Origin of the sequence: Reichenbachiella sp. (genome assembly GCF_965233835.1) — a bacterium.
Classification (GTDB): domain Bacteria; phylum Bacteroidota; class Bacteroidia; order Cytophagales; family Cyclobacteriaceae; genus Reichenbachiella.
Map to the genome: position 1 here is coordinate 739,916 of NZ_OZ247585.1, position 15,997 is coordinate 755,912.

Consider the following 15,997-nt stretch of genomic DNA (forward strand, 5'->3'; position numbering starts at 1 on the left):
AGTTACCCAAGCCACTGCTTAAACGCAGTGGCTTTTTCGCTACTTACAATAATTTGTTCTTCGTGGGCGAAGGAAGTTTCTACTAGCAACTTACTCTTGCCAAATTTGTGAACCGCTTCTATGCAATTGTAATTGAGAATGTACTGTCTGTTGGCCCGGTAATACTTTTCAGGGTCTAACTCTTTACTAATATCATCAAGTGTTTGATCTATAAGATATTTTTTATCTGCTTTAGTTAGCAAGTAGACCAGTCCGGCATGTGCGTAGAAACAAAAGATGTCTTGGGTCTCCACAGACATCATTTTTTCTCCCATTTTTATTAAAAAGCGTGACTTGAATTTTCGATCATCCAGGCGTATGTTTTTGATCAGCTCCTGAATCGAAGGGGTCTCAGTTTCAGAAAACTGAGATTTCAATTTCGTATATTTTTCTAAACTTCGTTGTAGATCATTTTTGTTGATGGGTTTGAGCAGATAGTCAATGCTATTAACTTTAAAAGCCTTGAGCATATATTCATCAAACGCTGTTGTAAAAATGACAGGTTTGTTTATTTCGACCTGTTCAAATATTTCAAAACTGAGCCCATCACTAAGCTGGATATCCATGAAGATAAGATCGGGGCATTGGTGATAATTTAGCCATTTGACCGCCTCTTTTACGCCATCGAAGACTTCAATAATCTGAATAGAATCATCAACTTCCTCTAGCAGCTTCTGCAATCTGCGAAACGCTGGTGCCTCGTCTTCAATGATTAGTACGGTCATGACTTGATTCTTTTTTAGTCTCCAATTCGCTCAACATTTCAATCAAAGGTACTGCGACTATGTAATTGCTTTGAGAAGTAATAACCTCAATATTACGTTGACCTAAAAATTCATAGCGTTTACGAATATTAGTCAGCCCAGTTTTGGTTGATTTTTCAAGTGTTCTTTTTAGTTGTAGATTGTTTTTAACAAGTAGTACATCGTTTTGGTCTACATAAATATCAATCTGCAAAGGTTCATTTTTAGAAATGATATTGTGCTTGATGGCATTTTCGACGAGCATTTGTAGCGTTAAAGGAGCAATGTAGCGCTCTTCATATCCGGAATCAATAGAGAAATTGACTTCGAGGTTTTCAGGATAGCGCATTTGCAACAAATAGACGTATGATTTAGAAAAAATCAGTTCTTCTTTTAACATCACCAGTTCTCTTTCCCTGTTTTGGAGTATATAGCGATAGACTTCTGACAATGTCTGTGTAAAGTCAATGGCAACCTTTTGATCTTCGGCTATGAGGGCGGTGAGGGTATTGAGACTGTTAAACAAGAAGTGGGGGCTCATCTGGTTTTGCAAAACTTCGAATTGTGTCCGGATTTGCTGATTGCGGAACTGTTCAGCTAGTGCAAACGAATTCTTCCATTGTTGAAAAAAATAAGCTCCTTCGTAGATAGATGAAACCATAAATGCAGCTACCATATTGATTTCTGAATTCATGAATACATTCTTGATATTTTCTAGGTCATCTAGGGTCACTATTCCCAAAGCGAGACGGATGAGGTTGGGACAGATGATCAAAAACAGGGTAACTACCAAGTAGGTCACTACTAGTCGACGGCCAGTCTGCGGTAAGTCTGGAAATTTTTTTCGCAATTGAAAAATAATCAGAACGGCGCCATTCCAAAGAACTCCGGTAAAAACCAATGATATCAGAATGTTTTCCAGTACAGTGTTTTGTTCGTGCTCATGATCTTTTATGATAAAAGACATGAAGATTCCTACAACAGGTATCCCTATCCACCGAATCACTTTTTCACTTGGCCATTTCATGGTTGCAATAATATTAGGTTTTCTATCATTAAAGACTATTACTACCTATGAAGCCGGAAATTGGACTATTGAAACACCACAAATAGACTATGAGTTCTTTGGTTCTTTCGAAGAATTTCATCCCTTCTTTTGCCCGATTCATCTTGAAAATTTCCCAACTCAGTCAATTGTTACCTATTAAACGGAAACTCTAACTCTAATTTCGAGTCTGTAATAAAAATTCAAAACAGAAACCATGAATAAGAAGTTGATAATCGTTTTGGGTCTATTGGCAGCCCTTGCCAGCCTAAGAGCAACAGCACAAACGCAAACCGTAAAGGGGCAGATACTTGATGCCCAAGCTGAATACCCACTCTTTGGTGCTACAGTTGGATTGATCGGATCAGATCCTTATTTAGGAACAGTTGCCGATATGGACGGCTACTTCAAACTAGAAAATGTGCCGATCGGTAGACAAACACTCCTCGTACAATATCTGGGATATAAAAACCAAACGATTCCCAATGTATTGGTGACCACGGGTAAAGAGGTTGTACTGCAAATTAAACTCGAAGAATCCGTCGAGAAGATGGAAGAGATTGTCATTACAGCAGATGCTAATAAGGATTTGCCTATCAATGAGCTGGCTAAAGTAAGTGCCAGAACATTCAGTTTGGAAGAGGTGACCCGATTTTCAGGTGGTAGAAATGATGTAGCAAGAATGGCCGCATCGTTCGCTGGAGTGAGTGCCCCTGATGATTCTCGAAACGATATCGTGGTGAGGGGCAACTCGCCGAGCGGCCTGCTTTGGAGAATTGAAGGACTGCCCGTCGCAACCGTAAACCACTACAACACGCTGGGATCTACTGGCGGGCCAGTGAGTGCTTTGAATACCAATTTGTTGAGGAATTCTGATTTTATGACTGGAGCTTTTCCTGCAGAATATGGCAATGCCAATGCTGCGGTATTTGATGTGAATTTTAGAAATGGAAATACGGATAAATATGAATTTACGGGTCAACTATCGGCCTTTTCAGGCTTAGAGTTTATGGCCGAAGGGCCAATCAAAAGGGAAAACAACTCTTCATTCGTGGCGTCATACCGCTATGGCATTGCGCGATTTGCTGCGCCAGGCACGAGTGCGGTTCCTATTTATCATGACTTTTCCTTCAAAGCCAATTTGGGAGATACCAAGATCGGGCGATTTGAATTATTCGGTTTGGGAGGGTTGAGCAGCATCGACTTTTTTGGTGATGAGATAGACGAAACCGATCTATTTGCTAACCCCAATGAGGATGCCTATATCGACAACTCGTTAGGTGTCATTGGCCTATCCCACTTGTTGAGATTGAACAAAACCACGTATATCAAAACCATTTTTGGTGCGTCCACTACCTACGGTACCTATGAGCAAGACAATTTGATCAGAGATGCTGATGGAAATACTGTACAGGTTTATAGGGCAACCAATGTCAAAAACACCGAAAATAGATACACATTCAGCTCTACTTTCAATAAGAAGTTCAATGCAAGTTGGTCTTTGAGAGCTGGAGTAGTGGCCGAGCTTTATGACGCTAATTTCTTTGCGGAGGATCGTGACAACCAGGCAGGTATTCCTGATGATAATGGGGATGGTATTCCAGATGATTTTGTACTAATTCGCGACTTTAAAGACCAGTATACCTTATCGCAAGGTTTTGCTCAGGCGGAGTATAACATTACTGATGAGCTAAGTGTGACAGCGGGTTTTCATGGTCAACATCATGGGTATACGGGGTCAACTGTACTTGAGCCAAGAGCAGCCATCAGCTGGCAGTTTGATCCTGTACAGCGTTTGAGTCTGGCTTATGGTTTACATGCCCAAGCTGTACCTAGTCCAATTTTATTCTATGAGGAGCAAGTGAGCCCTGGTGTGCACGAGATGACCAATGACGAATTGGATTTCACAAAAAGCCACCATGTAGTGCTCGGATATGACAGAAATCTTGGGCCAAGTTGGAGACTGAAGGCGGAAACATACTATCAATACATATACAATGTGCCTGTGGAACAAACACCAAGTAGTTACTCTATTATCAACGAAGGAGCAGATTTTGTCTATGACGAAAAGGGATCATTAGTAAATGAAGGTACTGGTCGTAACTATGGAGCGGAGATTACACTGGAGAAATTCTTCAGCAACAATTACTATTTGCTGATGACTACTTCTGTATTTGATTCAAAGTACAAAGGCAGTGATGGTATTGAAAGAAATACTGCCTTCAACAATCATTTCGTATATAATGTCCTGTTTGGTAAAGAATGGAAATTCGGCAAAGGCAATAAAAATGCCTGGACTTTTGACACAAAGTTGACTACCTCAGGAGGAAAACCCTATACACCTATTGATTTAGATGGCACGCGAAATAATGCCGGAGAAGAGGTGAGATTTGATAATGAGGCCTATTCTATGCGCTACGGCAATTACTTTCGATGGGACGTAAAATTTGGAGTGAGGATAAATAGTGTCAAAAAGAACGTATCGCATCAGTTCTTTATCGACCTGCAGAACGTGACGAATAGAAAAAATGAATTTGTAAAGAGATACAATGAAGTAACCGATCAGATCAATGTGGTAGAGCAGATTGGGTTTTTCCCGGACATTTTATACAGAATACAGTTTTAATCTCCAGCTTATGGGTTGAAACCTCGATTTATCGGGGTTTTTTTATGCTTTATTGAGAGTAGGGAAATTCAACACTTGTCCTTTTATATATTTGAAGGGTTATTCTATTTGTTTCTCCATTTATGAGACTACTTTCTCTACTAATACTATCTCTTGCTCATCAATTTACAAGCCTAGCGCAGGATAGCCTCGTACTAAAAACGGGTCAGCGAATACCTTATACAAGAATGTCTATCTATGAGGACCAGGTTGAAATAAAACATGAGGAGACTAAGGAGTTTCACATCTTCTCTTGTGATGATGTCTATGGCTATAGCGAGGGAATGAAAGAACGAACGTACTTCATCAAATCAAACCCCGAAGAAGACAACTGGGGAAATTTCCTGACCTTAAAAAGAGTACTCGTTGGAAAAATTTCTCTATTCGAAAGCACAGGCAATAATCAAAGTCTTTATGCAGAGAAGGACGGAAGGTTTGAAAAGATTTTTAGCGTTACAGAATCAAAATCACAAAAACAGCAGCGATTGGATGTTTTGAAATCTTTTGTGAGTGACGACGAGGAGTCTATGGCCTATATTTCCTCCTCGGGTTTTAAGTTCAAATGGAAAGAAATTGAAATCGTAGCCAGTTATTACAACAAGCGAAATCATGACGAAAGAATGCCTACAGAAGAGGATGTAATGGGCTGGGTTTATTTGTATCGAACGCAGTTTCAAAAAACCAAGGATCGGATAGTAATAGAAATGTATGGTGAAGATCATGATTTGTATCTTGAGGACTACATTATTTTGCCCATGCCTATCGACTACGCCAGCAAATTGTCTCTGAGAGACTCTGAGATAAGGAGTACGCATATCATGTCAGGAGAATTGGAAGAGCAGTACTTTGAAGTGCTCTATGACTCGAAGTCCAACACCTTTAGGTTTGACAAAAAAAACGGAACAGAGTTGCAGTATGAGTTCTATAAAATCCGAGATAAAGTAGGCAAAAAGATTACCCACGACTAAACCAATTCACAAATGATCCAGACTGAAAAAATCTCTTACCAGGACCCAAAAAAGGGAAAAACATTCGAAGGATACATGTGTTGGGATGATGCTGTAGATGGCAAAAGACCGGGCGTTTTGGTGTCACATACCTTTAAGGGACAATCTGATTTTGAAATAGGTAAGGCACAAGATATGGCAGCTTTGGGCTATGTAGGTTTTGCCTTGGACATGTATGGAGTTGGAAAGCGGGCAACTACTCCAGAACAGGCAGATGCGTTGATGAAACCATTTTTAGATGACCGTGCCCTTTTGCTCAATAATATCTTGTTGGCTTTTGATACTTTAAAAAATCATCCTCAGGTGGACCCTTCTCAGTGCGGTGGCATAGGGTTTTGCTTTGGAGGAAAATGTATGCTAGACCTAGCCCGCTCTGGAGTAGATATTAATGGAGTCGTCAGTTTTCATGGGATATATGATCAACCAGGATTGAATCATCAAGGAGATATAAAAGCTTCTGTACTTGTCTTGCATGGGTGGGACGATCCCTTGGCAAAACCAGATAGCACAGTGGCTTTGGGTAATGAACTCACAGAAAGAAAGGCCGATTGGCAAATTTTGGCTTTTGGTCATACCGGACACGCCTTCACTAATCCGGCTGCTAAGTTTCCCGAAATTGGAATGCTTTATCAGGAAGCCTCTAATCGTAGGGCCTGGCAAGCGATGGTCAATTTTTTTGAGGAGATTTTTGAAGTAATCAAACAAAAGTGAATTTGGTAATTTTTGATATTGATGGCACCGTAGTGAATTCGGTAGCCGCGGATGATGAGTGCTTCATTCAAACCTTTAGGGATTTACACCAAATTGATTTGTTGGGTTCTAATTGGAGTGATTTTGAGCATGTTACGGATAGCGGACTCACAAATGAAATTTTTCAGAGTCGCCTGAATAGATTTCCTGCGGATGAGGAGGTTAAAAACATTCAAAATTACTTTTTTGATTTGCTTTCTTTGAGGCAGAGTGAATTTAAGGAAATACGGGGAGCATCAGACTTCATCGTAAAGCTGGGAGAAAGGGAAGATTTTTTTGTCGCTTTTGCTACTGGTGGTTGGGGCCGAACGGCATGGCTAAAACTTCAATGTTTGGGTTTGCCTATGAAAAACTATATCATACGATCGGCTGATGACCATTTTAAAAGAACTGAAATCACTAAACTGGCAATTGAAGCCTCTAAAGAGAAGGTTGGAAATAAAAAATTTGAATCTATCACCTATTTCGGTGATGGTCAATGGGATTTGGAAGCATCCAAGGAGTTGAACATCAATTTTATCGGTGTCGATTCCGATGGGAATGAAAAGCTGAATGACTTAGGTGCAGAAATCGTAATAAGAGATTATCAAAAAGCAGATGAAAAGTTGGTAATAAAACCTGCATCATGCCGAAGTGAAGGATAAAACTTAATCCTCCACTTTTTCGGTTACAATCTCTTTGATATCCATGATCAATTTCTTGGCCATGGCATCGGCAGTATTTCTGGAGTCAGATTCAGCATAGATTCTGATGATCGGTTCTGTGTTTGATTTTCTCAAATGCACCCACTCTTTATCAAATTCAATTTTCACCCCATCTTCAGTATTGATAGGCTGCTTGGCGTACTTGTTCTTTACTTCCTCCAACACCATGTCTACATCAATCTCCGGAGTCAAATCAATCTTGTTTTTGGAGATGTGATAGTTTGGATACATAGCTCTCAACAAAGATGCGGACTTGCCAAATTTAGCCAGATGAGTCAAGAAGAGCGCAATACCCACCAAGGCATCACGACCGTAGTGCAGCTCTGGAAAAATGACTCCTCCGTTACCCTCACCACCTATAATGGCATCGGTCGCTTTCATTTTATTTACCACGTTTACCTCGCCAACAGCAGAAGCTTCGTAAGAACCTCCAGCTTTTTCGGTCACATCTCGGAGTGCACGAGTAGAAGACATGTTGGATACTGTATTCCCTGGTTTGTTTTTTACCACATAGTCAGCAATGGTCACCAAGGTATACTCTTCACCATAAGGCTCACCATTGTCACCAACAAAAGCCAGACGATCTACATCTGGATCTACTACGATTCCCAAATCCAAATGTCCACCTTCTACTTCATTACAGATATGCGTAATGTTTTCAGGTAACGGTTCTGGGTTATGAGGAAACAAACCATTCGGCTCTCCGAAAAAAATTTCGTAGTCGGTCACACCTAGTTTTTCAAGCAGTTTAGGAATGGCAATTCCTCCGGTTGAGTTCACTGCGTCCACGCCAATTTTGAACTTTCGATTTTTTATAGCTTCTACATCGACCAAATCCAGTTCAAGAATTTTATCAATGTGATAATCTATATAGGTATCGTTTTGTTCGTATTTTCCAAGATCTTTAGAAGGCGCAAATTCTATTTCTCCAGAATCCGCCAACTCTAATATTTTTTCTCCTTCAGCGGCCGAAATAAATTCTCCCTTTGAGTTCAAAAGTTTCAAAGCGTTCCAGCCATTTGGATTGTGGCTTGCAGTAATAATGATACCGCCGCCTGCTTTTTCGGCTGGGACTGCCATTTCTACAGTAGGAGTGGTAGATAGACCAAGGTCTACTACGTCTATGCCTAGGCCTTGTAAAGTTCCAGCAGCTATTTTTGTGATCAACTCACCCGATGGGCGGGCATCTCTTCCAATTACTACTTTGTTGATTCCGGAATTCTCCTTCGCCCAGTGTCCGAATGCCGCCGCGTATTTTACCACGTCATTTGGTGTAAGGGATTCTCCTTCTTTGCCACCAATGGTGCCTCTGATTCCAGAAATTGATTTAATAAGTGTCATCTATTTGATGTATAAGTTTTGGGGTGCGCAAAAGTAGACAAACCATTGAGATTCAAAAGTGTCTATTGAATTTTTGCTTAAGCTCCCGTTATTACGTTTTTAAATATTACTCTCTAGAAATGCTGGTTGTCGTGTTTTCGACAATTTAAAATTTACTCATGACCTTGTCTACTTCATTGTCAGGGTTGCCACAGGCGTCCCCAGCTGCCACTGTCTTTCCACAATAGCCACAAGCTTCTCCTTCTTTATTGAGATATGGGTTTTGTGAAGCACATGTGCCTTTGAACTCTCCATTTTTCAAGAAAATGAGCCTTACGCTCATAAAAATGAAGAATATCGCTACAAATCCAATGCCTAATAATATAGTAGTCATATTTTCAAAAGTTGAATGCAAATTTATACATTAAAGCCAATAGCTTTGTCAAAAGTTCCACTTTAATGACAAAGATCAGTTTACATGCCCTCTCCAAAAAGCAAGCCAGATAATAACCGCCCGGCCAAATTGGCTGCATTTGACAGACTATTGACTATCATGGATGAACTAAGAGAGAATTGCCCATGGGACATGAAGCAGACCCTGGAGTCCATTCGTCACCTGACCATTGAGGAAACTTACGAGCTTTCCGATGCCATCTTAGAAAACGATCTGCAGGAGGTGAAGAAAGAGATTGGTGATATTATGCTACACATGGTTTTCTATTCTCGAATAGCTTCAGAAACCAACCAATTTGACATTGCCGATGTGTTGAATGGCATTTGTGATAAGTTGATCCACCGACATCCACATATCTATGGTGATGTTGAGGCTAAGGATGAAAAGCAAGTCAAAGAGAACTGGGAGAAGCTCAAGCTCAAAGAGAAAGGAAATGTATCTGTTTTGGGAGGTGTCCCGAAATCATTGCCAGCCATGGTCAAAGCCATGCGAATTCAAGAAAAGGCAAGAGGAGTGGGTTTCGATTGGGACAACCAAAACCAAGTATGGGACAAGGTGCATGAAGAATTGGATGAATTCAAAGCGGAGGTGGAAAAGAATGATGAAGAAAAGGCTAGAGACGAATTTGGCGATTTACTTTTTTCATTAGTTAATTACTCACGATTCGTAAATATTGACCCTGAAGAGGCACTGGAGCGCACCAACAAAAAATTTATCAAACGATTTCAATATCTAGAGTCCGAAAGCAAAAAGGATGGCAAAACCATAGGTGAAATGACACTGACAGAAATGGATGAGTATTGGGAGAAGGCGAAAACTATTAAATAATATGAAACCAAATATAAGAGTAGGCTATGGCTATGATGTACATCAGCTAGCCGAGGGACAACCATTCTGGCTGGGAGGAATAGAGGTGCCACACACCCATGGAGCTGTGGGTCACTCAGATGCAGATGTATTGATTCATGTAATTTGCGATGCTTTGTTGGGCGCTGCCAATATGCGTGACATAGGTTTTCATTTTGCCGACACAGATCCTAAGTTCAAAGGAATTGATAGCAAAATACTGTTAGCCGATGTGATGAAATTAATAAGAGAGACCAATTATGAAGTTGGAAATATTGACTGCACTATTTGTCTACAGAGACCGAAAATCAATCCTCACATTCCAGAGATGAAAAAGGTATTGGCAGAGGTGATGAAAGTGGAAGAAGGTGATGTATCCATCAAAGCCACTACGACCGAAAAGCTCGGCTTTGTTGGCAAAGAAGAAGGAGTGTCGGCTCACGCTGTAGTTCTAATCTATAAGAATGTCTGATATAAAGGTTATTGAAACAAGAGACGGTTCGTCGTCATTACTTATTCCTGAAATGAATGAAACCTATCATTCAACTCACGGCGCAATCACTGAATCGGAGTATGTGTTCTTAAAAATGGGAGTGAATCACTTTCGTGAAACCCATCCCAATCAAAAAGAAATAAAGATTCTTGAAATAGGTTTTGGAACTGGTCTTAATGCTTGGCTTACTGCTTTAGTAGCGCAAGAATCTAAGATCAAAATAAAATTCACATCTATCGAAAAATTTCCTCTGGATGCGAACTTGGTTAACCAACTTAATTATAAAGACAAAAAGGAGTCTGATGAATCTAGAGTCCTTTTTGAAAAAGTGCATAATGCTGATTGGGACAATGAGTGTGCTGTTACAGAGTGGTTTAATTTAACAAAAATCCAAATCGATCTTGCCAATTTCAACCCGACTAATGAGTCATTCAATCTGATCTATTTTGATGCCTTTGCGCCGTCCAAGCAACCGGAAATGTGGTCTCAAGAGGTGCTCAAAAAAATGTTTGATCTTTTAAAAACCAACGGAGTATTTGTGACCTATTGTGCGCAAGGGCAGTTCAAAAGGGACTTGAAAGCTGTGGGTTTTGCGACAGAAGAATTAGACGGTCCTCCGGGTAAAAAGGAAATGACCAGAGGAACGAAGATCAACACCAATTAATTACTCGTCGAAATTCGATCAACAAAATGAGGGATTCGTTTCACAACATGAGGGTTTTTTTATATTTGCTTACACCAATCGCTTAAAGGGATTAGCCAGATATGAGGATTATAATAGCAGGTGCAGGAGATGTTGGGTTTCATTTGGCCAAATTGTTGGCATTCGAGGCACACGACATCAATATCATTGATACCGATGATGAAAAACTGCAATACATTGCCAACCACCTCGATGTGCATACTACCAAAGGCAATTCCACTTCCTTTCGGACACTCGAAGAAGCTCAAGTGGCAAAAGCTGACTTGCTAATCGCAGTTACCGAATCTGAAGCCACCAATATCTCCACCTCTATTATTGGTAAAAACCTAGGTGCCCGAAAAACCATAGCAAGAATTACTAATACTGAATATCTGCACAAGAAGGAGATCCTTGACCTCAAGGATATTGGTATTGATGAAATTATTTCGCCAGAGTCACTGGCCGCTAAAGAGATCAAAAGGCTACTGAAACAAACAGCGTTGACGGATTTGTTTGATTTCGAAAAAGGTACCTTGTCTCTGGTGGGAATTACCATAGATGAGCATTCGGAGCTTTGTGGTAAGACCTTGGTAGAAGCTGCTTACCTTAACCCCGACCACAGTTTTACTACCGTAGCCATTCTCCGAAATGGAGAGACGATTATTCCACATGGAGACAACAAGTTCAAAAACAATGATCACGCCTATTTTATCTGTCAGCCAGACGGAGTAGAGCGCGTATTGGATTTGGCGAAGAAGCAAAGTGAGGAGATTCGAAATATCATGATTCTGGGAGGAAGTAAAATTGGTATTCAGGCGGCTTTGCAGCTTAGCAAAAAATATAATATCAAGCTGATTGAGGAGGATAGGGACAAATGTTTCGAACTAGCCGATACCTTGCAGAACACTATGATCATTAATGGGGATGGTAGAGATGTAGAGTTGCTGAAAGAAGAGGGAATAGATGACATGGACGCGTTTATTGCCGTTACTGGAAACTCAGAGACTAATATTATTTCCTCTTTAGTAGCTAAAAATCATGGCGTAGGCAAAACCATCTCTTTGGTTGAAAATATGGATTATATCCACCTGTCGCAAAACATTGGTGTGGATACTATGATCAATAAAAAATTGATTGCGGCAAGCTTTATCTTCCGTTATATTAGAAAAGGACAAGTGGTCAATATGACAACCATTCATGGTGTGGATGCGGAAATTTTAGAATTTGAGGTGACCGAAGGTTCAAAAATTCTGGAGCATGAATTAAGAAATCTTGAATTCCCTAAATCAGCGATTATTGGTGGGGTCATCCGAAATGGACAAGGACACATTGCACGAGGCAACTTTCACTTCGAAGTAAAAGATAGAGTAGTGGTATTGTCTAGATCGGAATGCATTAGAAAAGTAGAAGGGTACTTCAAATGAGATTTAACTACAGAGTGATCTTCAATGTCCTTGGGCTTTTAGTTTTGCTCAACGGTGCCTTTATGATGCTTTGTATTCCATTCAGTTTGTATTTCAAAGATGGTGACTTAATTCCCTTATTAAAATCGGGCGGAATTACCATGCTAGTTGGATACATCACTTTTGCCCTTACGAGGAAAAACAGAACCAAAGACCTAAAGAAAAAAGATGGTTATCTCATTGTGACCCTGGGTTGGCTGACCATGTCAGCTTTTGGAACTTTGCCTTATATCTTGAGTGGCTCTATCCCTAATTTTACAGATGCCTTTTTTGAAACCATTTCCGGATTTACTACGACAGGGGCTACAATTCTGACTGATATAGAATCTATTGACAAAGGGGTATTGTTCTGGCGAAGCTTGACCCAATGGATTGGGGGGATGGGCATCATTGTTTTGGCTGTGGCCATATTACCAATATTAGGTATAGGTGGCATGCAGCTCTTTGTGGCTGAAGCACCAGGTATCACTCCGGATAAATTGAAACCAAGAATCACAGAAACTGCAAAAAGACTTTGGCTGATTTATGTGGGATTGACCCTTACGGAAATGGTTTTGTTGTGGGCTGGCGGCATGACGTTCTATGATGCCATCAATCATGCACTAACTACCATGGCGACTGGAGGGTTCTCTACCAAGAATGCCAGTATTGCTCACTTTCAGTCACCCTTCATTCAGTATGTGATTACATTTTTTATGTTCTTGGCAGGAACTAATTTCACACTGACTTATTTTGGCCTTCATGGCAAGTTCATGACCGTTTACAAAAATGAAGAGTTTAGGTTTTATGCTTCCTTCTGTATTTTATTGACTGTCATTTGTTCTGTAAGTGTGTTCACACATTCAGACCAAAGTCTGGAAAACTCATTTCGAGATGGCCTGTTTCAAGTCATCTCCATCATCACTACTACAGGCTATGTGACAGCGGATTATAGCCAATGGGCCTCTTCGATTGTGATCCTCATGTTTGTAATGATGTTCATTGGCGCTTCTGCGGGAAGTACTGCTGGAGGTGTAAAAATTGTCCGGCACATTGTACTGATAAAAAACAGCATCCTCGAACTCAAAAGACAACTGCACCCCTCGGCTATTATACCCGTGCGATTGAATAAAAAAGCAGTACACAGAGATATTACTTTCAATATTCTGGCCTTTATAATGATTTACATTTCCATCTTTGCCGTTGGGTCTGTTATCATGGGTTGGATAGGCACAGATTTTCTTACTGCAGTTGGTTCTGTGGCTACCTGTTTAGGAAATATAGGACCGGGTTTGGGCCAGGTAGGCCCAGTGGATAACTTTGCTGTTATTCCGGATACTGGCAAGTGGTTTTTGTCTTTTTTAATGCTGCTTGGTCGTCTCGAACTTTTCACTGTATTGATTTTACTGACGCCATATTTCTGGCGCAAAATATAACTACACATGACATCTATTCTTGATTTTATCATCTGGAGTCCGAGCCCAGAAATATTTACCATACCTGGGATTGGCCGAGAGGTTCGTTGGTATGGGCTGCTTTTTGCCATGGGTTTTATTGTGGCTCAGCAGGTCATGTATTGGGTGTTCAAAAAAGAAAACAAGAACCCAAAAGATGTGGATCAATTGACCATGTATTTGGTTATTGCAGTGGTGGTGGGCGCTCGACTGGGACACTGCCTGTTTTACAACCCAACTTACTACTTGAGTAATCCTATAGAAATTATCAAAATTTGGGAAGGTGGCCTCGCTAGTCATGGCGGTGCCATTGGGATGTTTATCGCGTTGTATCTTTTTGCTAAAAAATATGGGTTTACCTACCTGTGGATATTGGATCGTGTGGCTATTGTGACCGTTCTGGTTGGTGCCTTTATCCGATTTGGAAACTTCATGAATTCTGAAATTATCGGCTTACCAACAGGCACCGATAGTGGCATCGTGTTTTCTCGAAGTGTAGAAGACATGTTCTTAAATGGAGATGAGAGAATTGAAGAGGTGTCTTTTGAAAAAGGCGGGAAGGCAGTTAGTGATAGTGCAGGGCTGGTGCCGATGATTGTTGTGCTGGAGTATAAAAGAGGTATTGATTTAGGTGATGAGACCTCTAAAAATTTCTTTGAAAGAAGCGTACCCAATGCCTTTGCTCGATCAAGTAGTGTAAGCAAACATGTGTACTATAAATCTGGTATGAATATGCCATATGAGCTATATAAAGAAGGTGGTGTGGAGTATGCTAAAATTCATACGTTGGGAATACCCAGACATCCTGGTCAGCTCTATGAGTCTATTGCCTGTGTATTGATGTTTTTGATTCTGGCCATGTATGGTATCATCACAGAAGCCAATTGAAGGAAGGATTTTTATTTGGTTTTTTCATGACCATGTTGTGGTCAGAGAGATTTTTTGTAGAATTTTTCAAGGAAAACCAAGAAGCTTGGGAAGCTGATATTCCATTAAATATGGGTCAGTGGCTGAGCATTCCACTCTTTCTTTGGGGTGTAACCTTTATGATTAGGTATTGGGGCTTTGGTAAGAAAAAAGCTTAGAGCCGTAAGCCGACACAATCACTTGTGTGGCTCACAGTCAATAAGCAGTTTCTTATCTGAAGTAGTATTCAAAAAAACCGGTGAAAACTTCGCTGGCACCAATATAGATGCCTACACCATAGGTAATGTGTTTTACCGAAAGTTGATTGATTGCGAACGGTAATCCGCTGATATTTAAAATACTAAATCCGATAGCCGTGATGATACCACCAGCAATGGAAATTGATACGCTGGAAGACATCAATAAGATAAGTGCCCCCACTCCCATAATGATCAGACTTGTGACCAATACACTTTGTGTGTTCCAAACAGCTACTTTTTTACTTATTGCAAAAGCGAGAATGGCGGAAAGTCCCAACAACGCAAAGGATACATAATCTCCAGTGTTGCCCATGTCAGGGAAGCTGGCCTCAAAATTGGCAGGAATGTATTCTACTAAAAATGCTTTTCCCATACCAAGTGCCAGTCCTATGATCAAAATGGCCACATAACTTTCTACGCTTACCTTTTTGTTTTTACTTTCCAGCAATTCCTTTTTTCTAGAGATCACTTCGTTGGATGAAATCTTATGAAATAAGTATCCACTGCCCGAAATAAGAATACCACCGACAATAAATGTTAGCGTATCGCCAAAAAATTGAACTAGCCCAACCACCAATGGTTCAAGAGCATAGATCAGCTCTGTCACTAAAAACAGGAAACCCATTACGATGGGCAGCTTCTGTGCTGGGGCAAATGCTTCGATCATAGAATAAGCCGGACTTATAAATAGATTCATAGAAATCAGCCAAAGGATAATCATGTAAGGAAGGAAAGGTTTTAATGCACCTACCGGTCCTGCGCCTATGATAGAGGCCACAATCATAAAAATCATCGCTGTCGCTCCTATACCCACAGTAAAAAGGGTAAAGTATTTCCCGTTTTTGCCTAATAGATAATCCGCGAGTAATCCTGCTAATACAGGAATAATGACTAGAACAATAGCTTTGGTTACTATGAGAAAATCCGATAGATGATCAAAACTGAAATTTTCTAAGAGGATAGGTTGGTACTCATGATAGGCAATCCAACTGATAACCACAGAAACGTTTAAAGCCCCTAGGCTAAAAATTTCTGGCCATTTGATGTCGTTTGCCTTAATTGATATAGTACTCATACTGCTTATTGTTTGGTTAAAAACGATAGAGATACGAAGTGTAATCCCTATATGGATTTATTGAAACTGGTTAGAAAGAGAAAATAGCTGGCAGTGTGGTACAACTCTTACA

The 15,997-nt window shown here is 40.4% G+C and carries 16 protein-coding genes; 11 read left to right on the forward strand and 5 right to left on the reverse strand.

Going from position 1 to position 15,997, the window contains the following annotated elements; translation table 11 throughout:
- Nucleotides 1-2: 2 nt before the first annotated feature.
- A complete protein-coding gene (locus ACO6S2_RS03125; protein WP_422361064.1) occupies nt 3-764 on the reverse strand; it encodes a LytR/AlgR family response regulator transcription factor in 762 nt (253 codons plus the stop codon).
- A complete protein-coding gene (locus ACO6S2_RS03130; RefSeq protein ID WP_422361065.1) occupies nt 745-1,809 on the reverse strand; it encodes a sensor histidine kinase in 1,065 nt (354 codons plus the stop codon). Before ACO6S2_RS03130 ends, ACO6S2_RS03125 begins: the two co-directional genes overlap by 20 nt.
- A gap of 235 nt (nt 1,810-2,044) precedes the next feature.
- On the opposite strand from ACO6S2_RS03130, the gene ACO6S2_RS03135 reads away from it, so the two are divergent.
- The 4 genes from ACO6S2_RS03135 to ACO6S2_RS03150 all read left to right on the forward strand — a co-directional run bounded on the left by ACO6S2_RS03135 (nt 2,045) and on the right by ACO6S2_RS03150 (nt 6,893).
- Nucleotides 2,045-4,453, forward strand: a complete 2,409-nt coding sequence (locus ACO6S2_RS03135) for a TonB-dependent receptor (protein ID WP_422361066.1) — start codon at nt 2,045-2,047, stop codon at nt 4,451-4,453.
- A gap of 122 nt (nt 4,454-4,575) precedes the next feature.
- Nucleotides 4,576-5,460, forward strand: coding sequence for a hypothetical protein (locus ACO6S2_RS03140; RefSeq protein WP_422361067.1), 885 nt, complete (start codon nt 4,576-4,578; stop codon nt 5,458-5,460).
- A 12-nt stretch (nt 5,461-5,472) separates the two neighbouring features.
- Complete coding sequence (locus ACO6S2_RS03145) at nt 5,473-6,210, forward strand: dienelactone hydrolase family protein (RefSeq protein WP_422361068.1); 738 nt, start codon at nt 5,473-5,475, stop codon at nt 6,208-6,210.
- Nucleotides 6,207-6,893, forward strand: coding sequence for an HAD family hydrolase (locus tag ACO6S2_RS03150; RefSeq protein WP_422361069.1), 687 nt, complete (start codon nt 6,207-6,209; stop codon nt 6,891-6,893). The genes ACO6S2_RS03145 and ACO6S2_RS03150 overlap by 4 nt, the downstream gene beginning before the upstream one ends.
- Nucleotides 6,894-6,896: 3 nt before the next feature.
- Here ACO6S2_RS03150 and glmM read toward each other — a convergent pair whose 3' ends face one another.
- A complete protein-coding gene (gene glmM, locus ACO6S2_RS03155; protein WP_422361070.1) occupies nt 6,897-8,294 on the reverse strand; it encodes a phosphoglucosamine mutase in 1,398 nt (465 codons plus the stop codon).
- Nucleotides 8,295-8,439: 145 nt separating this feature from the next.
- The gene (locus ACO6S2_RS03160; protein WP_348308632.1) at nt 8,440-8,667 is read right to left on the reverse strand and encodes a hypothetical protein; all 228 of its coding nucleotides are present in this window, start codon (nt 8,665-8,667) and stop codon (nt 8,440-8,442) included.
- Nucleotides 8,668-8,751: 84 nt separating this feature from the next.
- Here ACO6S2_RS03160 and mazG point away from each other — a divergent pair, with 84 nt between their 5' ends.
- The 7 genes from mazG to ACO6S2_RS03195 all read left to right on the forward strand — a co-directional run bounded on the left by mazG (nt 8,752) and on the right by ACO6S2_RS03195 (nt 14,729).
- Complete coding sequence (gene mazG / locus ACO6S2_RS03165) at nt 8,752-9,555, forward strand: nucleoside triphosphate pyrophosphohydrolase (protein ID WP_422361071.1); 804 nt, start codon at nt 8,752-8,754, stop codon at nt 9,553-9,555.
- A 1-nt stretch (nt 9,556) separates the two neighbouring features.
- Nucleotides 9,557-10,045, forward strand: a complete 489-nt coding sequence (ispF, locus tag ACO6S2_RS03170) for a 2-C-methyl-D-erythritol 2,4-cyclodiphosphate synthase (RefSeq protein WP_422361072.1) — start codon at nt 9,557-9,559, stop codon at nt 10,043-10,045.
- Nucleotides 10,038-10,730 carry a tRNA (5-methylaminomethyl-2-thiouridine)(34)-methyltransferase MnmD gene (gene mnmD / locus ACO6S2_RS03175; protein ID WP_422361073.1) on the forward strand — a complete coding sequence of 231 codons (693 nt, stop codon included), beginning with the start codon at nt 10,038-10,040 and terminating at the stop codon, nt 10,728-10,730. Before ispF ends, mnmD begins: the two co-directional genes overlap by 8 nt.
- 101 nt (nt 10,731-10,831) lie before the next feature.
- Nucleotides 10,832-12,172, forward strand: coding sequence for a Trk system potassium transporter TrkA (gene trkA / locus ACO6S2_RS03180; RefSeq protein WP_422361074.1), 1,341 nt, complete (start codon nt 10,832-10,834; stop codon nt 12,170-12,172).
- Entirely contained in the window at nt 12,169-13,626 is a 1,458-nt protein-coding gene (locus ACO6S2_RS03185) for a TrkH family potassium uptake protein (RefSeq protein WP_422361075.1), read from the forward strand. Before trkA ends, ACO6S2_RS03185 begins: the two co-directional genes overlap by 4 nt.
- A gap of 6 nt (nt 13,627-13,632) precedes the next feature.
- Entirely contained in the window at nt 13,633-14,532 is a 900-nt protein-coding gene (locus ACO6S2_RS03190; protein WP_422361076.1) for a prolipoprotein diacylglyceryl transferase, read from the forward strand.
- 26 nt (nt 14,533-14,558) lie between these two features.
- A complete protein-coding gene (locus tag ACO6S2_RS03195; RefSeq protein ID WP_422361077.1) occupies nt 14,559-14,729 on the forward strand; it encodes a prolipoprotein diacylglyceryl transferase family protein in 171 nt (56 codons plus the stop codon).
- A gap of 52 nt (nt 14,730-14,781) precedes the next feature.
- On the opposite strand, the gene ACO6S2_RS03200 is transcribed toward ACO6S2_RS03195, so the two are convergent.
- On the reverse strand, nt 14,782-15,885 hold the full coding sequence (locus ACO6S2_RS03200; RefSeq protein WP_422361078.1) for a hypothetical protein: 1,104 nt from the start codon (nt 15,883-15,885) through the stop codon (nt 14,782-14,784).
- Between the last annotated feature and the right edge of the window lie 112 nt (nt 15,886-15,997).